This is a genomic window from Dokdonia donghaensis DSW-1, assembly GCF_001653755.1.
Lineage (GTDB): Bacteria > Bacteroidota > Bacteroidia > Flavobacteriales > Flavobacteriaceae > Dokdonia > Dokdonia donghaensis.
In genome coordinates, this window is record NZ_CP015125.1 from 2,242,553 (window position 1) to 2,265,788 (window position 23,236).

Sequence of the window (23,236 nt, forward strand, 5' to 3'; positions counted from 1 at the left end):
TAAAAAACCTCTCAAGTATCGAGAGGTTTTTTTGTGCTTTATGGTTATCGTAATTCTTATATTTGATATATAAATAGGTGGGGTATTAGGCTTTCGCGAAAGCATAAAAAGACATCTTTCATACCGAATTAGTTAGGTGTGTAATTGATAAGAAGTAATACTAACGAATAAACAGCCAACAGACATAACAGTTTATAATGAAATTACTAGAAGGAAAAACAGCCATTATTACAGGTGCTAGCCGTGGTATCGGAAAAGGAATAGCAGAGGTTTTTGCACAACACGGTGCAAATGTAGCTTTTACATATAGCTCATCATCTGCCGCGGCAGATGAGCTTGAGAAAAGCTTAGAAGGAACCGGTGTAAAAGTAAAAGGATATAAAAGTAACGCTGCGGATTTTGAGCAGGCACAAGAGCTTGTAAAAAATGTGCTTGAAGATTTTGGCGCGATTGATATCTTGATAAACAACGCGGGTATCACAAAAGATAATCTTCTTATGCGTATGTCTGAAGAAGATTTTGATAAAGTGATAGAAGTAAACCTTAAGTCCATCTTTAATATGACTAAGGCCGTACAACGCACAATGCTCAAAGCTCGTAAGGGAAGTATCATAAATATGAGCTCTGTTGTAGGAGTAAAAGGTAATGCTGGGCAGGCAAACTATGCAGCATCAAAAGCAGGTATGATAGGTTTTTCAAAATCTATGGCACTAGAGCTAGGTTCTCGTAACATACGTACTAACGTTATTGCACCAGGATTTATCGAGACAGAAATGACAGGTAAGCTAGATGAGGCTACTGTTGCATCGTGGAGAGATGCTATACCGCTTAAACGTGGTGGTAGCCCAGAAGATATTGCAAATGCTTGTGTATTTCTTGCCAGTGATATGAGTGCCTACATCACAGGTCAAGTGATTAATGTAGATGGAGGGATGCTTACCTAAAACAAGGTGAAACTCAATATAATTTAGTCATATACTATTGCAAACAGAGACACTATTATTAATTATTGGAGCTGCTATTCTCGCACTGGGAGTAGCGGTTTTTCAATATTTCTATCGTGTTAAATATAAAAGTAAGCGCAATCGCGTTTATGCATTTTTACGGTTTTCAACCATCTTTGGTTTACTGCTTTTACTTATTAACCCTAAGTATGAGCAAGTTTCTTACTATACAGAAAAGCCCTCGCTGGCTGTCGCTGTAGATAATTCTTCTAGTATTGCACACCTTGGTTATGATGGTGTGTCTCAAGATGTGTTATCTCGCTTTCGCGAAAGCGTAAAACTCAACGATGCTTTTGATATTCAGTACTATCAATTTGGAGATGATTTTAAATCCCTAGACTCCCTTTCATTTACTAATAAGCAGACTAATATCTCAAACGCTTTGCGTAGTCTTGAAGATATTTATACAACAGATGTTGCTCCTGTAGTATTAGTCACAGATGGGAATCAAACCTATGGAGAGGCCTACCAGTATGTTGCTCAAAATTATAATCAACAAGTGTATCCTGTTGTACTGGGTGACACTATCATTTATGATGATCTTAAGCTGGGTCAGATCAATGTAAATCGATATGCCTATATAAATAACAAATTTCCTGTTGAGATTTTTGCTTCTTATAATGGTAAAGCAACAGTACAATCTGTACTTACTATACGTTCTGGAGGTAAAACTTTACATAAGCAGTCTGTAAATTTTAGCCCAGATAATGCATCACAAGTTTTTACCGTAAACGTCCCTGCTGAAAGGGTGGGAGTGACTCAGTATGCCATAAGTATTGCTCCTGTAGAAAGCGAAAAGAATGAGAGTAATAACTATAAAAACTTTGCGATAGAGGTTATAGATCAAAAAACGAATGTACTTCTTATAAGTAATATAGTTCACCCAGATGTGGGAATGCTTAAAAAGAGTATTGAGAGTAATAGATTGCGTACGGTTACCTTCACAAAACCATCAGACGCGGTTTCTAAAATAAATGAGTATGAACTTATTATACTCTATCAACCAGATGAAAGCTTTAATGATGTCTATAAACAACTAGAAACGCTAGCTAAAAATAGTATAACAATAACTGGAGAGCACACTGGCTGGAATGCTATAAATAAATTTCAAAAAACAATCACACAAGAGATTACAGGTCAAACAGAAGAAGTACAAGCTCGGCTTAATCCTAATTTTTCTGCATTTGTAATTGAAGATATAGGTTTTGACGATTTTCCACCCCTAGTTGCTGCCTTTGGAGAGACGCGTTTTAATACAAAAGCAGACATTGCTTTATCACAAAGTATTGGCCTTGTAGAGACTAATCAACCACTTATAGCTACAACAGAAGATAATGGTAGGCGTGAGGTTTTCATACTAGGTGAAGGCTTGTGGAAGTGGAGAGCACAGAGTTTTGTAGAAAAGCGTGATTTTAAATCTTTTGATAATTTTATAGATAATCTAGTACAATATGCTGCTTCAAACAAGAAGAAAAGTAGACTTAACTTAGATTATGAGTCGTTTTACTATGGCAATAAAGCAGTGATGCTTTATGCACAGTACTTTGATAAAAATTACAATTTTGATGCAAGGGCTAAGGTGTCTATAAAAGTGATAAACCAGGAGTCAAAAAAGCTTACAGAGATTCCATTATTACTTAAAAAGAATACCTACCAGGTAGATATGAATAATCTTGATCCTGGAAGTTATAAGTTTACTGTATCTGTAACAGATCAAGGTATCGCACGTTCTGGATCTTTTACAATTGTTCCTTTTGATATAGAGCAACAATTTTTAAATGCAAATGTAAAACAGCTACAAATTCTAGCGTCTCATACAGATGGCGGTTTATATAACCCTGTAAGCTTAGATAAACTTATAACGTCGCTCGTTGCAGATAATAGATATAAACCTATACAGAAGAGTACAAAAAATAGTGTACCTTTTATAGACTGGAAATTACTACTTGCAATTTTGGCATTACTGCTCGCTTTGGAGTGGTTTATGCGCAAGTATAATGGACTTACTTAAAACCAAAATTAAAAATTAGCTATGGAAAAATTACCTAAAATTGGAGTGCCTGTCGTAATAGGCCTCGTTATTCTACTCGTGATTATCACAAAATCTGCCATCACTATAGACTCTGGAGAGGCTGGCGTGTTGTATAAAACATTTGGCGGTGGTGTGGTAACAGATGAGCCACCACTAGGAGAAGGATTTCATCTAGTAGCACCTTGGAACAAGGTGTACGTTTATGAAGTGCGTCGTCAAGAGCTTTTTGAAAAAATGAAAGTACTATCTTCAAACGGACTAGATATACAACTAGACGCATCTGCTTGGTACAAACCTAGATACAATGATGTAGGTAAGTTACACCAAGAGATAGGTGAAGATTATCTACAGCGTATCTTATTACCTACTATACGATCTGCAGCGAGATCAGTAGTAGGGCGTTATACACCAGAGCAGTTATATTCTTCTAAGAGAGATGCGATACAGTCAGAAATTTTTGAAGAAACAAAAAAGATTATAAAAGATCAGTACATCGAGCTAGATGAGATACTAGTAAGAGATGTAACCTTACCAAATACAATTAAAGAAGCTATCGAGCGTAAATTAAAGCAAGAGCAAGAGTCTCTTGAGTATGAGTTCCGTCTAGTAACTGCTACAAAAGAGGCAGAAAAAGTTCGAATAGAAGCACAAGGTAAGGCAGATGCAAATAAGATTCTTAGTGCATCGCTTACAGATAAGATTCTACAAGATAAAGGTATTGACGCAACAATAGAGTTGTCAAAATCTCCAAATTCTAAGGTGATAGTTGTAGGTTCTGGTGAATCTGGACTACCATTAATTTTAGGAAATAATTAGAATACTCTCTAAAATTATATGAAAGTGTTAAGATGACGCTTTCGCGAAAGCTTATATCTTTACAGTCTACTCGTCATAATGGGTAGATTGTAAAGATTTTTTTATGTTTAAATATCAGAAAGTACTTTTATTATTTGGCTTTATACTCGCAGTGAGTTGTGGTCAAAAAGTTGAAAGTCAAAATAGTAAGAAAGGATATGCACCAGAGGCAGTAAAGGCAACATTTCAAGCCAAATATCCAGGAGAAAATGATCCAGACTGGCACGTAGACTCAAATGGAAATTATGAGTCAAGATTTAGAATAGATGGTATAAGACACCGTGCAGATTTTAGTCCTAATGGAGATTGGATTGAGACGGAGGTAAGTATAGATAAGAATGAATTGCCAAAGGCAATTAAAAAAGCTATAAAAAGAGATTATAGTCACGAGAAGATCACAGAGATTGAACGCGTGCAAAGCGCCGAAAAAGGGCTATTTTATGACGTAGAATTTAAACGTAAAGGGAAAAATAAAGATGTAGAGTTTAATGAGGCAGGTGAGGAGATAAATTAATAAATCTATGTTTTATATAAATGAAAAAACCACCTAGTAGGTGGTTTTTTCATTTATCATATTTTTTTTTGAGTTTCCTTTTTCATTATCCTCTGCTTGTGTATTCTCGGTAAGTCTTTTTGCCTTTGCTACCCATCTATCATTTTTAATTCTATCTGGAAAAAACTTAATGAGCTTTGTTACTGCGGCGATGTCGTCATTATTAAAACGGCTTATTTGCTCAAAAGTGTAAATCCCTAGTTCATTGAGTTTAGCCTCAGTATATGGACCTATTCCAGTAATTTGTTGTAAGTCATTACGTTCTGCCATTGTGGCTCTTCCTATGCGTTCATAACTTATAGGGTCCTTAATTTCTGTTTTAGAGAGCTTTTCTGTAAGCACATCATCAGAAAAAGCTCGGTTTCGTATCTGTAGATGCTCATATTCCTCATCCATACGGTCTTTTCTAAAAACGCCATCGGCCTTTCTATCTAACTCGTCTTGTAGATTTTTGATCGTATTGTTGAGTTGCTGTAACGTGTTTTTATGCTGTTGTTCTTTACGTTTGTGAGCAAATTTTTGAGATAGTTGCGATCCTCCATAACCTATCAAAAATGCAACAAGAGTCATTATAAATGTCTCTATATAAGCAATGGGTATTGATATGGCCTCCTGTAATGCGAGCATTAATCTACTATAATTTCTATTCTGTTGTTTTGGCGTCGTCCAGATACGGTGTTGTTTGAGGCGATAGGTTCTTCTTCACCTCTTGAGGTAGCAGTAATTTTACTGCGGGGGATTCCTCTACGGGCTGTAAGATACCATTTAATTTGTCTTGATTTTTTTAAACCTGTGCTAAAATTATCTCGAGCATTTCCTACGTTATCTGTATGGCCTAATATTGTTACTTTTTTATCTGGATTATTTTTCAATAATTCTTTGAGTTCAGATGCATATGCAACGAGCTCTTTATCAAGTATTAAATCTGTATTGTTATACTGCGGGTAAAATATCTCGCTAGAAAAAGAAGGGCCTGAAAGTAAGTTAAGCTCTTTTTCAAAAGTAATAACCGGTTCATCTTTTGTAAAATCTACAGTATCACTTATAGCAATAGATTTTTGTATTTCCTCAGCAATAAAAATGGACGCCTCCCTATCTATGTGCGTTTTTGAAATGCTATCTGTAGTTTTTATCTCGCTATTACTAGTACTTGTCTTAGTTGGTTTAGTAATAGGTTGTTTATCATTACTGTTAGAAATTGTAGTAGATGAATTTTTTTCTATAAATGGTGATGGCTCCTTAGCACTTACGTAATAGATACACGTAAATGACCAAAGTAAAAAAACAAGGAAGGCCCCCAAAAATCCTTTCATAGTTAAATTTATGTGCTTTAGTAGTTGATTTAAAGCGTTATTTCAAATCTACTAAAAAGTTCTGTGTGTTAAGTAATTATTAAATCACTTTATTCACTTGTTTTTAACAAAAGACTTCTTAAATTTGTGCCAGAAATGAAATTGAACAAAACACATCATCACCATACTACATTATTCGCTCAAGCGAGGTAGTTTGGTATGTAAATAATTCATATATAAACCCGTTTGAGATACTCAAACGGGTTTTTTCTTTTTTGGGTAATTCAAACACAAACCAACAAAAATGAGTCAAAAAATTAGAATTGCTATTCAGAAGTCAGGTCGTCTCAATGAGGAGTCTTTACAACTGCTTAAAAACTGTGGTGTATCTATAGATAATGGTAAGGATCAACTTAAAGCCATTGCTAGAAACTTTCCGCTAGAAGTTTTATACCTACGTAATGGAGATATCCCTCAGTACTTAAGAGACGGAGTGGTAGATATCGCAATACTTGGAGAAAATACACTTATAGAAAAAGGAAAGGATCTTCCTATTATAGAGAGACTAGGTTTTTCAAAATGCAAGGTGTCACTAGCAATCCCAAAAGGACAAGAATATAACTCTGTAAAAGATCTAGAAGGTAAGCGCATTGCCACTTCATATCCTAATACAGTAAGAGAATACCTAGCTGAAAAAGGTGTAAACGCAGAGCTACACATCATTAACGGTTCGGTAGAAATTGCTCCAAATATTGGACTTGCAGATGCTATCTGTGACATTGTATCTAGTGGTAGCACCTTATTCAAAAACAATCTTAAGGAAGTAGAGCAAATGCTCACGTCTGAGGCTGTTCTTACTGCATCACCTACTATTTCTGACGAGCGTAAAGAGCTTTTAGAAACGCTTAAATTCCGTATAAAATCTGTACTTGCAGGAGAACGCAGTAAGTATGTACTTATGAATGTGCCAGACGCAAAGCTTGATGATGTTATCGCAATGCTTCCAGGTATGAGAAGCCCTACAGTTTTACCACTAGCACAAGAAGGCTGGAGTAGTGTACACTCAGTAATAAATAAAGATAGCTTTTGGGATGTGATAGATAATCTCAAAAAAGCAGGTGCAGAAGGAATACTTGTATGCCCAATCGAAAAAATGGTACTATAATTTTACATTACTATGAATAAGATTTATAATCCAGAAAGAAGTGAGTGGGCAGAAATTCTAAAAAGACCTACTCAAACTGTAGATGATATAGAAGCCACTGTTACCGATATTTTTAAGGAAGTAAAGGAAAAAGGAGATACTGCAGTTGCAAAGTACACGAGTATCTTTGATAATGTGACTCTTGAGAGCACGGCAGTGACTGATACAGAAATAGAGGAAGCGCAAGAGCTTATATCTACCGAGTTAAAAGAAGCCATACAACTTGCAAAAGGTAATATTGAACGTTTTCACACAGCTCAAAAAACAGAGAGAGTAGCTGTTTCTACTACAGAAGGTGTAGATTGCTGGCAAGAAAAAAGACCTATTCAAAAAGTGGGTCTTTATATACCTGGAGGCACAGCGCCATTATTTTCTACTATACTAATGCTCGCAACGCCAGCAAATATAGCTGGTTGTAAAGAGATTGTGTTATGTACACCACCAGATAAAGATGGTAAGGTAAATCCTGCCATCCTTTATACAGCAAAGCTAAGCGGAGTTACAAAAATATTTAAAGTAGGAGGTATTCAAGCTATTGCTGCGATGACCTTTGGTACAGAGACCGTTCCTCAAGTTTATAAAATATTTGGTCCAGGTAATCAGTTTGTGACTGTTGCAAAGCAGCTTGCTACAAAGCACGGTGTGGCTATAGATATGCCAGCAGGCCCATCAGAATTACTTGTTGTGGCAGATGATGCTGCACAGGCAAGTTTTGTAGCTTCAGACTTATTAAGTCAGGCAGAGCACGGTGTTGATAGTCAGGTGATTTTAGTTTCTACTTCAAAGGACTTGATAGACGAGGTAGAAAAAGAAGTAGAAGTGCAGATGAGTACGCTTTCGCGAAAGCGTATTGCAGAAAAAGCTATTGATAATAGTAAGCTCATTTATGTAAAAGATGATGAGACGGCACTTGCACTGATAGACGAATACGGTCCAGAACACTTTATAGTTTGCACCTCAAATGATGACTACTATGTAGATAATATAGGTAATGCGGGATCTGTTTTTATAGGTAACTATACGCCAGAAAGCGCCGGAGATTATGCATCTGGTACAAACCACACCTTACCTACAAATGGTTATGCTAAGCAGTATAGTGGTGTAAATTTAGATAGTTTTATGAAGTCTATGACATTCCAAAAAATATCTGAAACTGGAATAAAAAATATAGGCCGTGCTATAGAACTTATGGCAGAGGCAGAGGGTCTTGATGCTCATAAAAATGCGGTAACTCTTAGACTCAACGCATTAAAATAAAGCAGTAAAGATTATTAAGTACGTATAGCATAATGAACAAATTTGACATAAATAAGCTCGTAAGAGCAAATGTTGCAAGGATGAAACCATACTCTTCTGCGCGAGATGAGTTTACAGATTTTGACAAAGAAATGGTTTTTCTAGATGCAAACGAAAATCCGTTTGATAATGGTGTAAACCGTTATCCAGACCCACAACAGCGTAGTTTAAAGAGTTTGGTAGCCTCTCAAAAAAAGGTTTCAGAATTTCAGATTTTACTAGGTAACGGAAGCGACGAGGTGCTCGATCTTATTTTTAGAGCATTCTGTAATCCTGGAGTAGATGGTATTATAACGGTACCACCTACTTACGGTATGTATAATGTACTGGCAGGTACAAATGATGTAGCAAATACAGAAGTACTCCTTACCGAAGATTTCCAACTGGATACTGAAGGTATTCTGAATGCTGTGAGTGATACTACAAAGCTCATTTTTATATGCTCACCAAACAATCCTACGGGTAATATGATCAAACCAGATCTTATTATTGAGGTTTTAGAAAACTTTAATGGGTTAGTAGTTCTTGATGAGGCTTATATAGATTTTGCAGCAGCAGAGAGCTGGATATCACAGTTAGAAAGTTATCCTAATCTAGTGATCACTCAAACGCTTTCTAAGGCATACGGTCTTGCTGGTATACGCCTAGGCTTATGCTTTGCAAGCAAAGAAGTTATTGCGATTCTTAATAAAATCAAGCCACCTTATAATGTAAATGCATTAACGCAAGATCGCGCTTATGATAGATTGAGTGATTTACGTATGGTTCATAATGAGGTAGATACCCTACTTGATAATAGAAAAACACTAGCAGCTGTGCTTAAAGATGTGGCTTTTGTAGAAAAAGTATACCCGTCTGACGCAAACTTTATTTTAACTAAAGTAGACGATGCAAACAAGCGTTATAACCAGCTTATAGAAAAAGGGATAGTTGTGCGCAATCGCAGCACACAGGCGCTTTGTGAGAACACATTACGTTTTACAGTAGGGACCAAAGAAGAAAATACAACACTAATAAACGCATTAAATACAATACAATAATGGCAAAAAAAGTACTTTTTATCGACCGCGATGGTACAATGATTAAAGAAACGGTAGATGAACAAATCGATGCGTTTGAAAAAATGATTTTTTACCCTAAGTGTTTTACTTGGTTAGGTAAGATTGCTCAAGAACTCGATTATGAACTTGTGATGATCACAAATCAAGATGGTTTAGGTACAGATTCTTTTCCAGAAAATACGTTCTGGCCAGTGCACAACTTTATTATGAAGTCTTTTGAAAATGAAGGTGTTGTTTTTGATAATGTATTTTTAGATAGAACTTTTCCGCACGAAAATAAAGACACTAGAAAGCCTGGAACTGGTTTACTTACACAATACTTTTCTGAGGAGTATGATCTCAAAAACTCTTTTGTAATAGGTGATAGACTTACAGATATGCAACTAGCGACAAATCTGGGAGCCAAAGGAATCTATATAAATGATAACACAAACCTCGGTACTGGTGAGATTACCATATCTGAAGATGAGCTCAATAAAGACATCGCGCTAGAGACAAACGACTGGCAAAAAATATACGAGTTTTTAAAATTAGAAAGTCGTGTTGCGACGCTTGCGCGAAAAACTAATGAGACAGACATAAACATAACCCTTAATCTAGACGGTACAGGTAAATCTAACATAGATACAGGTCTAGCTTTCTTTGACCATATGCTTGACCAGATAGCGCGTCACGGGCAAATGGATTTAGACATCCAGGTAAAAGGAGACCTCGAGGTAGATGAGCACCACACTATAGAAGACACTGCAATCGCACTAGGAGAAGTGTTTGCCATTGCTTTAGGTAATAAATTAGGAATAGAGCGCTACGGTTTTTGCCTGCCTATGGATGACTGTCTTGCACAAGTTGCCATAGATTTTGGTGGTAGAAACTGGCTCGTATGGGAAGCAGATTTTAACCGTGAGATGATAGGAAAGATGCCTACAGAGATGTTTTACCACTTCTTTAAATCATTTACAGATGGAGCAAAGGCAAACCTAAATATCAAAGCCGAAGGGACAAACGAGCACCACAAGATTGAAGCTATCTTTAAGGCATTTGCAAAAGCGATTAAAGTAGCCGTAAAGCGTGATGCAGATAAAATGATTCTTCCATCTACAAAAGGAATGTTATAATGAAAATTGTGATCATTAATTATGGTGCTGGAAACATCCAGAGCATAAAATTTGCGATAGAGCGCCTTGGTTATCAGGCGGTCTTAAGTGATAGTGAAGAAGAAATACGTAGTGCAGATAAAGTCATTTTTCCTGGAGTAGGAGAGGCGAGTAGCGCTATGAGTAAATTACGAGAGACTGGTCTTGATAAAGTGATTCCTACACTTACACAGCCTGTGCTGGGTATCTGTCTGGGTATGCAATTAATGTGTACAGGTTCAGAAGAAGGAAACACTGTAGGTCTTGATATTTTTAATGTAGATGTAGTACGCTTTCGCGAAAGCGTAAAAGTCCCACAAATACAGTGGAATACGATAAGCAATCTATCATCACCACTCTTTAATCAAGTAGCCGAAGATTCTTTTATATATATGGTGCACAGTTTTTATGCTCCCGTAGTAGAAGACACAATTGCGACTACTACGTACGGACTTCCTTACAGCAGTGCGCTTGCCAAAAATAATTTTTATGGAACTCAGTTCCACCCAGAAAAAAGTAGCGCTGTAGGAGAGCAAATACTTAAAAACTTTTTAGAATTATGAGAATAATACCTGCTATAGATATCATAGATGGTAATTGTGTGCGTCTCTCAAAGGGAGATTATAACACAAAGAAAATATATAATGAAAATCCGCTGGAGGTTGCAAAGCAGTTTGAGGCACACGGTATCACGCATTTACACCTTGTAGATTTAGATGGTGCAAAAAGCAAGCACATTGTAAACCACAAAATCCTCGAGCAAATAGCTACAAAGACTGCGTTAAAAGTAGACTTTGGAGGAGGTCTTAAAACAGACGAAGATTTGCGCATAGCCTTTGAGAGCGGAGCCTCGCAAATAACTGGTGGTAGTATCGCTGTGAAAAATCCAGATACATTTAAAAGCTGGTTGTCAAAATTTGGCAGTGATAAAATTATCTTGGGAGCAGATGCTCATCACCGTAAAATTGCAATCTCTGGCTGGCTAGAGGAGTCTGATGATGATGTTGTGGAGTTTATAAACGCTTATCAAAAAGAAGGTGTCTCTTATGTAATCTGTACAGATATAAGTAAAGATGGTATGCTAGAAGGGCCTAGTTTTGACTTATATCAAGAAATACTTGCCAGCACACCAGACTTAAAACTTATAGCATCTGGAGGAATTTCTACCTTTGACGAGTTGCCAAAGCTTGCAGAGATGGGCTGTGAAGGAACCATTATAGGGAAGGCAATCTATGAGAATAGAATCTCATTGAAGCAACTAGAAGATTTTATACTAAGTTAGAACGTATAGATATGGTTAATACTTGGCATCAAGATTTTAAGGACAATGCTATTTTTAGACTAGAAGAGAATGTGCGTATGATAAGTATTGCACTCTCTAAGGTGGTAGAAGAGGAGCTATGGACAAAGCAAAACCAGAGTCTCAATACACTTGGTAACCAGTTATTACATATCTGTGGTAATATGACACAGTATATAGTTTCTGGACTAGGCGGTAATCCGGATGAGCGTAATAGAGAGGAGGAGTTTAGTACCGAAGATGGTTTTACAAAAGATGAGTTATTGCAACGACTTTTACTTACGGTTCAAACTTCTACTACTATTATTGATGATGCTACACCAGAAAACCTACTCAAGAAAAGAAAAGTACAAGGTTTTGATCTTTCAGGTATAGGTGTGGTATTGCACGCAGTGGAGCACTTTTCTTACCACACAGGTCAGATCGCTATGCAAGTAAAGCTGGTTATAGACCAGCCTTTAGGATTTTATGAGGGTATGAATTTAAACACTCTTAATGAAGAAGATTAAAATTCTTTCTTTAAGAATTTGATGATTTCAGATCTTACTTCTTCTTGATATAGTGAGTGACCAAAACCTTCGGTCTCGATGTAGGTGCTTCCTTTCCAGTTTTTATGGATGTTTTGTGAGGCAGATACAGGAGTGATTTTGTCAAACTTATCGTGTATGATCAAAGCAGGCAATGTAAGTTCTTTTGCAAAAGCTACTCCAGAAAAACCTTTAAAGTCAAAACCAAATAACTCTTTTACGAGCTGTTCTAGAGATTTCATTGTTCTGTTATTAAGTCCTAAAATTGCTCTATAATCTACCATTATCTCACTAAGCTCTGATGCAGATCCTAATATAACTGCAGATGTAAACTGCATAGGTTTATAAGTATATTGATGAAAAACCGTAGCTAGCCCACCTATAGAATGTCCTATAATATGGTCTGGTTGGTATCGTTGTACCGTTTCTTCTATGGCTTTTGCATAACGAGGCACATTGAGTAACGTCCCTGTAGAGTTACCGTGAGCGGGTGCATCTATGGCATAAATGTCAAAGTTTTCTTTCTGTAGTTCTTCTACTAGTTTAAACCAGCGATGCGTGTTGCTTTCCCAGCCGTGTATAAGAAGTACTTTTTTACCAGTGCCTTCCCAGTGATATGCTTGTAACTCACACGATCCAGAAGGAAAACGTTCATAAGCAACATTTTCTAGATAAGCAACCTGCTCGCCATAAGGTTTACCCTTGCGTGGTGTGCAAAATATATTAAAAGCTTGCTGAGCTGCAGCTCTAGGATTTACTAAACTTAGTGCATTTATCTTAGTTCCTATAGCCTTAGGAATGAATCGTTGTAGGGTCTTTTTCAAAATATCTATTCTTCTCTATGAACTGAATCTGGTGAAAACGCAGGTGTACAAACAGCCATATACTCACACTCTGCATCAAAGGGATTGCTGTATTGTACTCTGGTGTTACGATCGATCTTAATACTTTGCCCTGCGTGTAGTACAATAGTGTCTCCGTCTATAATAAACTGTTTTTTACCTTTTATAATAAACGTGTACTCATCAAACTCTGGAGTTTGAAATGGCTCACTCCACCCAGGTGGAGCAATCATATGAGCAATGCTTATATCATTATTACCGTCTGTTGCACGACCCCAGTGCTCTTCTATGGTCTTACCATCTGTAGTAGGTACTATAAAAGGGCTTTTTTGGATTTTATAACTCATATTTACCAGCTTATTTGAATATATTTAATAGGAGCATCATCAGGTATTTGAGTAAGTTCAACCTTAGTGGTTGTGTCAAACATAAGTTCTGATGGCAAGTGTTTTTTATCTATAGTAAAGTACACATCACTATCTTCTATCAGAACAACAATGGTAGATATAAGGTTTTCTATACGCTTTATCTTGTGTCCATCTAGAATATCCTTAAAAGTACTTTTTACAGTAACTCCACCATCTGTTGTATAGCGCTCGTCATATAAACGTATGTAATTTATTGTAGCATCAGAGTCGCCCGTGGTAGGTTCTAGTTCTAATAATTTTTTACCTCCTTTTTCAAAAACGGTAATATATTGTACAGGTGCTTTTAGTTCTGTAGATCCATTTGCATCTACAAGGCTATCATTTACAAAGGTGGTTTTAAGTTCACTTACTTTTGTAGTTTTAGTAAGTGGTCCTACACCTTCATTTGTAATAGCAAAGTTTCCAGAGTTACTACAGCTAGTAGCTATTAAGCCTAGAATAGAAAGGGCTATTATATTTTTTTTCATAAAATTAAATTGAGGGTACGCATATAAAATGCGCAATTATTATTTTAACATTTTGCCTAGTATCCCAAAGACACCACGTATTACGGTTGCACTTGTAAGTACTTTTATTAATGCTTTTGATCCAGCACTTTGAGTTGATCTTGTGCTCTTAGATTTTGATGATGTTTTTGAGGCTTTGGCTCTTTCTTTTTTAGCCTTTTCCTTTGCTTCCGCTTCGTTTGCTTTATCTATTTTCTTTTTGAGTAGCTCGTAGGCACTCTCTCTATCTGAGATTTCGCTATATTTTTCTACAAGCTCAGATCTATCGTTTATACCGTCTATTTCCTTTTGGGTTAATACATCCATACGTGACATAGGTGCACGTAACATTGTAGCCGCGAGTGGAGTAGGGCGACCTTTTTCATCAAGAGCAGATATTAATGCTTCACCTATACCTAACGATGTTAATACAGACTTGGTATCATAATATGGAGAATCTGGATAGTTTTCGGCAGTGAGTTTTATGGCTTTTCTATCTTTTGCCGTAAATGCACGTAGGGCGTGTTGTACTTTAAGACCTAGCTGGCTTAAAACACCATCTGGAATATCTGTAGGGTTTTGAGTTACAAAATAAATACCTACACCCTTAGAACGTATCAACTTTACAATACTCTCTATCTGGCTATGTAACGCTTTTGATGCTTCTTTAAAAATGAGGTGTGCTTCATCTATAAAAATTACAAGCTCTGGCTGGCCGCTATCTCCTTGCTCTGGAAATGTAGAGTAAATCTCTGCAAGTAGACTCAACATAAAAGTTGAGAATAATTTAGGTCTGTCTTGTATATCTGTAAGGCGTATCACATTAATTACTCCACGACCGTCAGAAGTGGTGCGAGTAAGGTCATCTGTGTCAAAAGATTTTTCTCCAAAAAATATATCTGCTCCCTGCTGTTCAAGTTCTACTATTTTACGCAGGATAGAACCAGAAGAAGCTGGAGAGATGCGCCCATACTCTTCTTCTATTTCTGCCTTACCTTCTTTGGTCGCATACTGCAAAATCTTTTTAAAGTCTTTAAGATCTAGCAGTGGTAATTTTTTATCATCACTGTACTTAAAAAGTATAGAGATAATACCAGATTGTGCCACCGTAGCGTCAAGTATACGTGAGAACAGCACAGGTCCAAACTCACTTACCGTAGCTCTAAGGCGCACGCCGTTTTGCTCAGATAGTGTAAGTAGCTCTACTGGGAAATCTTTGGCATCAAAGGGTAGGCCTATCTTCTCGTGGCGCTCATCTATCTTTGCGTGACCTGGGCTTGCTTTTGCAATACCAGAGAGATCACCTTTCATATCCATAAGTAGTACCGGTATCCCTTTATCAGACAGATTTTCGGCAAGTACTTGTAGTGTTTTTGTTTTACCAGTACCTGTAGCACCAGCAATGAGACCGTGACGATTGAGGGTTTTAAGAGGTACTTTTACGTGAGCATTTGTGATGGTCTCACCATCTAGCATTGCTGCTCCCATAGTGATAAAGTCACCCTTAAAGGTGTTTCCAGTTCTAATAGATTTTAGAAACTCTTCTTTTCTGTCCATAGTAGATTGTTGTGTTTACGCTTTCGCGAAAGCGTACTAAATCGTATTTATCTCAAAGTTTAAAAATACATAATTGTTAAAAAATGTTGCCATCTATCCGTACATTTATTACCAAAATCTATAACTATGAGACCTATTATATTGACAATCTTTGGGATGCTTTTACTCACTTCTTGTAAAGAGGAGTTACAAAGACCCCACACACCACCTCCTGAAGGTCATATGGAAAAGAGAGCTCCAGTGTTCCACAAGTCTCACGAGCCTGCTAAGGCAGACGCACCATTTTCTGATGCGGTGCAGGTGGGCGATATGTATTTTCTATCTGGACAAATAGGGATGGATCAAAGCACGAGAACACTCGTAACAGGCGGTATTGAAGCCGAAACAAGGCAAACCTTAGAAAACATAAAAGCGGTGCTTGCACATCACAATCTAGAAATGACAGATGTTGTAAAAGCAATGGTTGTGCTAGATGATATTGAGGACTTTGCAACATTTAACGCTATCTATAAATCGTACTTGCCACAAAAGCCTGCGAGGACCACCTTTGCAGCAAAGGCACTGGCCGCAGGGGCAAAAATTGAGATTGAAGTTATTGCTGTAAGGAAGAAATAACTTACTTTTATTCAATAAATTAAACATCATCAATCAATGAAACTTTTTAAATTTTTACCTTTTTTACTTCTAGGCTTCACCGCCTGTTCTAATGACGACGATACGACTAGCGTAGCCGAGTCTGATGTAAATACCTCACTGGCTCAAATAGCAATCGTAGGAGACAATCTAGTTACTGGATCTAGTGGTAATGTGGTTACTTGGAATTATCTAGATGAGCAAAGTACAACCGTAAATTTACAAGAGGAAATAGGCTTTGAGTTTGGCTTTTTAAGAAACACCTTTAGGGATCGCCTAGCGATAGCTTCTGGCATACCTACTTCTCAGTTTATCACATATAGCGTGGTTAATGGAGACCAAGAGGTTTATAGTGATTACTTTACTCCGTCTAACCCTGTAAATGAATCTGAGCTTTATACGACAAATACCGAAAATAATATAATTACTTATTATTTGAATGAGTCTAGTAGCTGTTGCAACTTAAAAGTAAGTACATATAATAAAAATACTAGCGTTATTACCGATGCTTACATAGGTAATATAACAATAAACGATGTCAATTCAAGTGTGATGGCAAAAGGGTCTAAGACATTTATAGTAGGTACAGATACTCTTACAGGCGTAAAGAAGCTATTTGTTCACAATGCAGACATTGGTGATGCAGTAGGAGTTTGGGATATAGATCAGTATGGTGCTTATATATACAATGAGAATCTTGACGAGATGTACCTATTTGACTTTAACGGTGCTGCGCTTGCATACGCCACGCTAGATTTTGAAACGCTTACGATAAGTGAGCAGAGTTCTTTTCCGAGCGGTTTTACAGTTACAGAAGGATTTAATCAAACTAAATCTCTAGCTCAAGAACTTGTTTATAAAGACCCTACCGGAAAAATAGCAAATGTGTATAATTACAATACAAATACAATTAGTACTTATACAGAGGTAGGTCTTATCAATACCATTTTAGATCAGACTGGGATGAGTATAAACATACGCAATACAGATATAGCGCAGTTTACATCTTATTATATTGTAATGGGTACTACAGAAGTAGATGGAGAGACTCAAGGGGTAGTGGTTATTCTCAACAGAGATTTAACGGTAATACAAACAGCCAGTAGTGGAGATATACGACCACATAGTCTTGTGGAAATACCTATCATATTTAACTAAAAGATTTTTAAGCTAGACCAATAAAAAAAGCCACGTCATAAACGTGGCTTTTTTTATTTAATATCATTTACGGCTTATATATCGTCAAAGCTTACATCTGTAAACTTATCTGCCGCTGTAGTAGGCTCTTCTGAGGTTACCCCTCCAGAATCTACCACTTCTGATGCTACAGGTCTTGTATAATCATTCTGGTGGCGGTCAGATATTACTTCTTCACCTTTTTCTTCTAGTATGTAAGAAGTCATCTCATTAAGATTTTCTGTAAATCCAGCAAAGTCTTCTTTATATAAATAGATTTTGTGTTTCTTAAAGTGGAAAGAACCGTCATCATTAGTAAATTTTTTACTCTCTGTAATGGTAAGGTAATAATCTCCTGCCTTTGTAGATCTTACATCAAAGAAGTACGTGCGTCGTCCTGCTCTAAGTACTTTTGAAAAAATCTCTTCATTGTCTCTTCCGTCGTAATCACTCATAATGGTCCTTCTTGTTTTGGATTGTGTGTTTGTTGTTTCAAAAATGGTAAAAAATATACCATTGCCCAATTATTTTTTACATTTCTTTCTCGTCCAGCTGCTTTACATACAACTCTTTATAGTAACCATCTTCTGTTATTAATTGATTATGAGAGCCTTGCTGGGTTATTTTACCATCTTCGAGAATGACAATCTGATCGGCATTTTTTGCAGATGAGATTCTGTGGCTCACGATAATTGTGGTTGTATTTGTTGTGAGCTGCTGTAAATTATTGAGTATTTCTTCTTCTGTCTCGGTATCTACTGCGCTCAGTGAGTCATCTAGTAATAAAATTTTTGGAGATCCTATAAGAGCTCTTGCGATAGAGACGCGTTGTTTCTGTCCACCAGATAAGGTTATGCCTCGCTCACCAAGTACGGTGTCATACCCATCCTTAAAGTCTATAATATTGTGGTGTACGGAGGCCGCTTTCGCGAAAGCGTAAACCTCTTCGTCTGTAGCATCTGTTTTACCAAATTTTATATTCTCACCTATGGTGTCAGAAAATAAGAAAGCATCTTGTGGTACATATCCTATCTCAGAACGCACGTCATTAAGGTTGAGAATCTTTATATCTGTGCCGTCTATTGCAATACTGCCGCTAGTCACATCATACAGACGACCTATGAGCTCTAAAATGGTAGATTTACCAGATCCTGTAGGCCCTATTACTGCAAGTGTTTGTCCCGGCTGCACGGTAAAGCTTATATCCTTAAGAGCGGTAATAAGTGTGTCTTCATAGGTAAAAGTGACATTCTTAAAAGCGATAGCACCATTTATGGGTGTGTGCTCTGTTACGGTATTTACAATGTCTGGTTCGATTTCTAAAAACTCATTAATTCGTACCTGAGAAGCCTCCGCAGCCTTTATAATTGAGGTTACCCAGCCTACAGTAGCAACTGGCCAAGTAAGCATATTTACATACATTATAAACTCTACAAGGGTACCTAACTCTGCAATGGTACCATCTATATACTGTTGCCCACCTACAAATATCACAATGAGGTTACTCGCACCTATAAGCCCTATCATAAGCGGGAAGAAAAATGCTTGCACCTTTACAAGGTCCAGATTTTTTTGCTTGCTGTCTTCACTAAGTGTTACAAAGTCTCTAAATGTATTAGGTTCTAAGGTATATGCTTTTATAACAGATATACCACTAAAAGACTCTTGTGTAAACGTAGTAAGTTTTGATAGGTACTCTTGTACAATAGTACTACGCACGTGTATTGCACGGCTTAGTTTATAGATAGCAATAGATAGTATAGGTAGTGGTATTAAGGTGTATGCGGCAAGTGATGGAGCCATACGTACCATATAAGGTATTACTACTGCAAAGAGTACAAGTGCTTGCAGAAGATACATAATTGCAGGACCTAGGTACATACGTACTTTTGTTACATCTTCAGAGATGCGGTTCATAAGGTCTCCAGTTCTATTTTTTTTATAAAAACCTAGGCTAAGACGCTGGTACTGTGCGTAGACATCATCTTTTAAATCTGCTTCTATAAATCTTGACACCACAATAATAAGCTGTCGCATTAAGAATGTAAAAAAACCAGAGAGTAGGGCAGCACCTAAAAGTAATCCTAGTTTAAAGAGCATACTGTCTTTAAGGCCATCTAGATTTGAATTTCCACTTTTTATGTATGTTTCAACATCATTTACGATATCACCTACAATATCTACATTAAAAACGGCAAAGACACGAGCTGCGATAACTATAAAGAAACCGGCTATAAGACGCCATTTATAACGTAAAAAATACTTGTTAAGAGATTTTAATGCACCCATCGCCGTACTGCAATTTTTTTGAAGCGCTAAGGTCGGTTTTTTTTAAGACCTGTGCGAGCCAAATTTTCCTATAACATAATTGATAAAATGTGATGATACTTTTAGAAATACTGTATTTTTGCACCGATTTAAAAACGAACCTAATTCGTTCTTATAACTATAAAAGTTCTTTGTCGCTATGTTAAACAGACGCCATATCCGTGTCAAAGTTATGCAAACCATTTACGCCCTAGGGAGTAAGGAGCAGTTTGATCTTCAAAATGAGGATAAATTTACGGTTGAGAGTATGAACCAGATGTACAATCTGTATCTCTTAATGCTAGATTTAATGGTGGAGGTTCACGCTTTCGCGAAAGCGGAACAAGAAAAAATCTCTAAAAAGATTCTAGCTACCGAAGAAGAAAAAAATCCTAACACAAAATTCATTAACAACCAGGTCTTGACAAAACTGTCTGACAATGCTGAGTTGCGTGATGAAATAAGCAAGCGTAAGCTCAAACACTGGAGACAGAATGATGAGTACGTTGCTATCATATATAACGAGATTGTAGCAAGTGATCGCTATGCCTCATATATGGAAGAGGAGGAGACTACTTTTAAAATTGATAGAAAGTTTGTGGTAGATATCTATACAGAGATTATAGCGCCTAATGACAAGCTATATGATTATATAGAAGATGCGCGCCTTACCTGGATAGATGACTTGCCTATGATTAATATGGCAGTGCTAAGAAGGCTAGGGAAGCTCAAACCGGCGTCACCAGAGTCTTCATTACTACCTAGCTTATTTAAAAATGAGGAGGATGTACATTTTGGTACAGAATTACTAGAGAAAACTGTTGCAAATGAAACTTTTCTAGCAAACGAGATTACAGAAAACACGCCAAACTGGGATAAAGAGCGTATTGCAGATGTAGATATGGTACTTATAAAAATGGCACTTTGCGAGTTCTTAAAATTCCCTACCATACCTGTAAAAGTGACTATAAATGAGTACTTAGAAATCTCTAAGGAATACTCAACACCAAAGAGTAGCATCTTTATAAATGGTATACTTGATAAGCTTGTAAAACAATATGAGCGAGAAAAAAGGTTAAAGAAAGAGGGTAGAGGTTTAAAATAGTATACTTTTTCTTATTTTTACGAATCATTATTTATAAAAAAAACAACAATGAAAAAAGGTTTATTAGTATTAGGAGTACTTTCGGCTATGGTGTTTACTTCTTGTAAAGAAGATGCAGCAAGCAAAGTAAAAGAAGAAAATGTTGAAGTTGCAGCTGCAAGAGACGCACAGGCTACAACATACCCAGTGATTACTTTTGATGAGACTGAATTTGATTTCGGAAACATTGAAAAAGGAAACACTGTAGAGCACAAATTTACATTTACTAACACAGGTAAAGCACCACTAGTAATTGTAGACGCAAAGAGTTCTTGTGGATGTACAGTACCAGAATATTCTAAAAATCCAGTTGCACCAGGTGAGAAAGGTGAGCTTCTTGTAAAATATAACGGTAGTGGTACTAACCAAGTGACTAAAACGGTAACAATCAAAGCAAATACTGAGAGAGGTACAGAGACTGTAAAGATCAAGGCATTTGTAAACCCTGCTGCTGGAGCAGCTAAATAAGAATTATGGGTGAAGGATTGCAGGGCATATTAGGTCCTCTCTTACTGTTTACGGTATTTATTGTATTCTTTATAGTATTACCACAACGTAAGAAACTCAAACAAGAAAAGAACTTTGATAAAGATCTTAAAAAAGGTGATCGTGTAATTACAAAAAGTGGTCTACACGGCAAGATTTTAGAACTTAATGATAATGGTACCTGCGTGTTGGAAACAATGTCTGGTAAAATGAAGTTTGAAAGATCTGCACTATCTATTGAGATGACACAAGCGCTTAATAAAAGCGTTGTAGAAGCAAAGAAATAGTCTTTTCTAATTATTATACATAAGCCCTCGCATTTGCGAGGGCTTTTTTTTATGTCTTCTTTTTCTATTGTTTAATAGGGTCTATCTTCTTTCTAACATATGAATAAAAACATAGATCGTTTATATTACTATCAAATAGGTGAGTTTAATAACATAATATGGCGCAACAAAAAAGGCTCTTGCAGTAAGCAAGAGCCTTTTACTATTGTGTAGTGTGAAATTATTTTATAATCCCACCGCAAGAAATTCTTGCTCCTGCAGCACCACTAGGTTGTGATGTAAAATCATCTGTACCTTGATGTACAATGATTGCTTTACCTACAACGTCCTTTTTAGGATCTCCACAACCTATACACCACTGGTCTGTGCTCATTGTGATGGTTCCGTTTCCGTTTTCATCTGCTGGGAAGTTACCTATATCACCTTTATGATATCCCTCTGCTGCTCCCCACTTACCGTGTTGCTCATTTGTAGGGTTCCAGTGTCCTCCTGTAGACTTTCCATCTGCACTTGAGCAGTCTGCCTTGTCGTGTATGTGTATAGCGTGCATACCTTCATCTAGTCCACCTATTACTGCTGTAAATTTTACAACGCCGTCTTCTTCTTTAAAAACAACGCTTCCAGAGGCTTTACTGTCACTCTTAGGCTCAAGTTTTAAAGTGAGTTTTTGCATCTCTGGTATAACTTCTACTTCTTCTACCTCAACAACTTCTATTACTTCGTGGCTTTCTTTTTTGTCGCCTTTACAACTCGCTAGTGTGGCAAGAGATAGTAAGGTTATTGTCATAAATCTGTATTTCATTATCTTTTGGTTTTGATAATTAGTGATTAATTAGCTCTAATATACCACGACAACTTAAGAAATACTAAGATTTTATAAAACCTTTTAGATACTTATGGTGCTTAATTGTGAAGTGTTTGTGATATTTTGAGCATCAAGGCTGTATTGGTATACACCAGATTCACCTACGGCTATGAGTAAATCTCCTTGTATAATCACGTCAAAAGCTAGTTTGTCTATAGCGTGTACAAGTGTAGACTCTGCAGGGTTTGATACATCAAATATTTTAATCTCATCATCACATACGATAAGGTAATCGCCGTAAAGGCCTAATCCTTTTGGGAATGTGAGTTCACGCACATTAATGAGGACAGGGTTAAGTACATCTGTCACATCATACACTTCTAGTTGATTTACAAAACCATTACAGCCCAAGTCGCTCCATAAGGTCACAAATGCATATTGATCATTTGCCACCACAGGATCACAAGAAGTGAAGTGCTGTACAGAAGATAATTGTTCTGGAAACTCTGGACTATCTACACTATAGATAAACATCCCATTACGAGATCCTATATACAGATAGTTTCTGTAGCTGAATAAAGTCTCGATATCAAAGCCTATGCGTACGGTATTTACTAGTACTGGTTCTGTTGTATTTGTGATATTAAATACATTAAGATCTTCGTTGTCTACGGTATAAAGATAATCTCCTTTTATAACAAAAGTTGCTAGTGAGCCACCTTGACCTACACTATCTGCTGTGCTTAAAGACTCACCGTTGCTAGTTCCGTCAGAACTACATCCTAGTGCAACAATTACTAGGGTTATTATATATAAATACTTTTTCATC

Annotated in this window: 26 protein-coding genes; 16 read left to right on the forward strand and 10 right to left on the reverse strand. The window is 36.8% G+C overall.

The annotated features are described in order from the left end of the window. Positions 1 to 197 precede the first annotated feature (197 nt). The 4 genes from fabG to I597_RS09880 all read left to right on the forward strand — a co-directional run bounded on the left by fabG (position 198) and on the right by I597_RS09880 (position 4,405). Positions 198 to 944 carry a 3-oxoacyl-[acyl-carrier-protein] reductase gene (gene fabG / locus I597_RS09865; protein WP_021778947.1) on the forward strand — a complete coding sequence of 249 codons (747 nt, stop codon included), beginning with the start codon at positions 198 to 200 and terminating at the stop codon, positions 942 to 944. A gap of 37 nt (positions 945 to 981) precedes the next feature. Then, positions 982 to 3,015 carry a hypothetical protein gene (locus I597_RS09870; RefSeq protein ID WP_035324888.1) on the forward strand — a complete coding sequence of 678 codons (2,034 nt, stop codon included), beginning with the start codon at positions 982 to 984 and terminating at the stop codon, positions 3,013 to 3,015. A gap of 21 nt (positions 3,016 to 3,036) precedes the next feature. Continuing rightward, entirely contained in the window at positions 3,037 to 3,852 is an 816-nt protein-coding gene (locus tag I597_RS09875; RefSeq protein WP_021778949.1) for a prohibitin family protein, read from the forward strand. Positions 3,853 to 3,955: 103 nt separating this feature from the next. Further along, a complete protein-coding gene (locus I597_RS09880) occupies positions 3,956 to 4,405 on the forward strand; it encodes a PepSY-like domain-containing protein (RefSeq protein WP_035324887.1) in 450 nt (149 codons plus the stop codon). Positions 4,406 to 4,438: 33 nt separating this feature from the next. Here I597_RS09880 and I597_RS09885 read toward each other — a convergent pair whose 3' ends face one another. Further along, positions 4,439 to 5,071, reverse strand: a complete 633-nt coding sequence (locus I597_RS09885; RefSeq protein WP_052111695.1) for a hypothetical protein — start codon at positions 5,069 to 5,071, stop codon at positions 4,439 to 4,441. Next, positions 5,071 to 5,757 (reverse strand): OmpA family protein, encoded by a 687-nt coding sequence (locus I597_RS09890; RefSeq protein WP_052111694.1) that lies wholly within the window; start codon positions 5,755 to 5,757, stop codon positions 5,071 to 5,073. The genes I597_RS09885 and I597_RS09890 overlap by 1 nt, the downstream gene beginning before the upstream one ends. A 283-nt stretch (positions 5,758 to 6,040) precedes the next feature. Between I597_RS09890 and hisG the strand changes: the two genes are divergently transcribed. From hisG to I597_RS09925, 7 genes are read left to right on the forward strand one after another with little or no spacing between them, the layout of a single operon-like run. Further along, positions 6,041 to 6,901 (forward strand): ATP phosphoribosyltransferase, encoded by an 861-nt coding sequence (hisG, locus tag I597_RS09895; protein WP_035324886.1) that lies wholly within the window; start codon positions 6,041 to 6,043, stop codon positions 6,899 to 6,901. Between the two features lie 12 nt (positions 6,902 to 6,913). Beyond that, positions 6,914 to 8,197, forward strand: a complete 1,284-nt coding sequence (hisD, locus tag I597_RS09900; protein ID WP_035324885.1) for a histidinol dehydrogenase — start codon at positions 6,914 to 6,916, stop codon at positions 8,195 to 8,197. 32 nt (positions 8,198 to 8,229) lie between these two features. Continuing rightward, positions 8,230 to 9,276 (forward strand): histidinol-phosphate transaminase, encoded by a 1,047-nt coding sequence (gene hisC / locus I597_RS09905; protein WP_035324884.1) that lies wholly within the window; start codon positions 8,230 to 8,232, stop codon positions 9,274 to 9,276. Beyond that, on the forward strand, positions 9,276 to 10,412 hold the full coding sequence (gene hisB, locus I597_RS09910; protein ID WP_035324883.1) for a bifunctional histidinol-phosphatase/imidazoleglycerol-phosphate dehydratase HisB: 1,137 nt from the start codon (positions 9,276 to 9,278) through the stop codon (positions 10,410 to 10,412). The genes hisC and hisB overlap by 1 nt, the downstream gene beginning before the upstream one ends. Then, positions 10,412 to 10,993 (forward strand): imidazole glycerol phosphate synthase subunit HisH, encoded by a 582-nt coding sequence (gene hisH / locus I597_RS09915; protein ID WP_035324882.1) that lies wholly within the window; start codon positions 10,412 to 10,414, stop codon positions 10,991 to 10,993. Before hisB ends, hisH begins: the two co-directional genes overlap by 1 nt. Beyond that, positions 10,990 to 11,712, forward strand: a complete 723-nt coding sequence (gene hisA, locus I597_RS09920) for a 1-(5-phosphoribosyl)-5-[(5-phosphoribosylamino)methylideneamino]imidazole-4-carboxamide isomerase (RefSeq protein ID WP_035324881.1) — start codon at positions 10,990 to 10,992, stop codon at positions 11,710 to 11,712. Before hisH ends, hisA begins: the two co-directional genes overlap by 4 nt. An 11-nt stretch (positions 11,713 to 11,723) precedes the next feature. Beyond that, positions 11,724 to 12,239 (forward strand): DinB family protein, encoded by a 516-nt coding sequence (locus tag I597_RS09925; protein WP_035324880.1) that lies wholly within the window; start codon positions 11,724 to 11,726, stop codon positions 12,237 to 12,239. On the opposite strand, the gene I597_RS09930 is transcribed toward I597_RS09925, so the two are convergent. Genes I597_RS09930 through I597_RS09945 form a run of 4 tightly spaced genes read right to left on the reverse strand, consistent with a single transcriptional unit; the run spans position 12,236 to position 15,569 of the window. Then, entirely contained in the window at positions 12,236 to 13,081 is an 846-nt protein-coding gene (locus tag I597_RS09930) for an alpha/beta fold hydrolase (RefSeq protein ID WP_035324879.1), read from the reverse strand. The two genes, I597_RS09925 and I597_RS09930, sit on opposite strands and share 4 nt — an antisense overlap. A 5-nt stretch (positions 13,082 to 13,086) precedes the next feature. After that, on the reverse strand, positions 13,087 to 13,446 hold the full coding sequence (locus I597_RS09935) for a cupin domain-containing protein (RefSeq protein ID WP_035324878.1): 360 nt from the start codon (positions 13,444 to 13,446) through the stop codon (positions 13,087 to 13,089). A 2-nt stretch (positions 13,447 to 13,448) separates the two neighbouring features. Then, a complete protein-coding gene (locus I597_RS09940) occupies positions 13,449 to 13,994 on the reverse strand; it encodes a hypothetical protein (protein ID WP_021778962.1) in 546 nt (181 codons plus the stop codon). A 39-nt stretch (positions 13,995 to 14,033) separates the two neighbouring features. Further along, positions 14,034 to 15,569, reverse strand: a complete 1,536-nt coding sequence (locus I597_RS09945) for a helicase HerA-like domain-containing protein (RefSeq protein ID WP_035324877.1) — start codon at positions 15,567 to 15,569, stop codon at positions 14,034 to 14,036. Positions 15,570 to 15,695: 126 nt separating this feature from the next. Between I597_RS09945 and I597_RS09950 the strand changes: the two genes are divergently transcribed. Both I597_RS09950 and I597_RS09955 read left to right on the forward strand, forming a co-directional pair. Further along, positions 15,696 to 16,184, forward strand: a complete 489-nt coding sequence (locus tag I597_RS09950; protein ID WP_035324876.1) for a Rid family detoxifying hydrolase — start codon at positions 15,696 to 15,698, stop codon at positions 16,182 to 16,184. A 36-nt stretch (positions 16,185 to 16,220) separates the two neighbouring features. Next, positions 16,221 to 17,360 carry a hypothetical protein gene (locus tag I597_RS09955; protein WP_035324875.1) on the forward strand — a complete coding sequence of 380 codons (1,140 nt, stop codon included), beginning with the start codon at positions 16,221 to 16,223 and terminating at the stop codon, positions 17,358 to 17,360. 74 nt (positions 17,361 to 17,434) lie between these two features. Here I597_RS09955 and I597_RS09960 read toward each other — a convergent pair whose 3' ends face one another. Both I597_RS09960 and I597_RS09965 read right to left on the reverse strand, forming a co-directional pair. After that, on the reverse strand, positions 17,435 to 17,833 hold the full coding sequence (locus I597_RS09960; protein ID WP_035324874.1) for a PUR family DNA/RNA-binding protein: 399 nt from the start codon (positions 17,831 to 17,833) through the stop codon (positions 17,435 to 17,437). A gap of 76 nt (positions 17,834 to 17,909) precedes the next feature. Beyond that, positions 17,910 to 19,667 (reverse strand): ABC transporter ATP-binding protein, encoded by a 1,758-nt coding sequence (locus I597_RS09965; protein ID WP_035324873.1) that lies wholly within the window; start codon positions 19,665 to 19,667, stop codon positions 17,910 to 17,912. A gap of 211 nt (positions 19,668 to 19,878) precedes the next feature. Here I597_RS09965 and I597_RS09970 point away from each other — a divergent pair, with 211 nt between their 5' ends. The 3 genes from I597_RS09970 to yajC are packed head-to-tail and all read left to right on the forward strand — an operon-like array spanning position 19,879 to position 21,602. Continuing rightward, positions 19,879 to 20,790, forward strand: a complete 912-nt coding sequence (locus tag I597_RS09970) for a transcription antitermination protein NusB (protein ID WP_035324872.1) — start codon at positions 19,879 to 19,881, stop codon at positions 20,788 to 20,790. A gap of 48 nt (positions 20,791 to 20,838) precedes the next feature. After that, complete coding sequence (locus I597_RS09975) at positions 20,839 to 21,297, forward strand: DUF1573 domain-containing protein (protein ID WP_021778969.1); 459 nt, start codon at positions 20,839 to 20,841, stop codon at positions 21,295 to 21,297. A gap of 5 nt (positions 21,298 to 21,302) precedes the next feature. Then, the gene (gene yajC / locus I597_RS09980; RefSeq protein ID WP_035324871.1) at positions 21,303 to 21,602 is read left to right on the forward strand and encodes a preprotein translocase subunit YajC; all 300 of its coding nucleotides are present in this window, start codon (positions 21,303 to 21,305) and stop codon (positions 21,600 to 21,602) included. Positions 21,603 to 21,822: 220 nt separating this feature from the next. On the opposite strand, the gene I597_RS09985 is transcribed toward yajC, so the two are convergent. Both I597_RS09985 and I597_RS09990 read right to left on the reverse strand, forming a co-directional pair. Next, positions 21,823 to 22,404: a superoxide dismutase family protein gene (locus tag I597_RS09985; protein WP_035324870.1), complete on the reverse strand. Its 582-nt coding sequence runs from the start codon at positions 22,402 to 22,404 to the stop codon at positions 21,823 to 21,825. An 84-nt stretch (positions 22,405 to 22,488) separates the two neighbouring features. Continuing rightward, on the reverse strand, positions 22,489 to 23,235 hold the full coding sequence (locus tag I597_RS09990; protein ID WP_035324869.1) for an LVIVD repeat-containing protein: 747 nt from the start codon (positions 23,233 to 23,235) through the stop codon (positions 22,489 to 22,491). Position 23,236 lies beyond the last annotated feature (1 nt).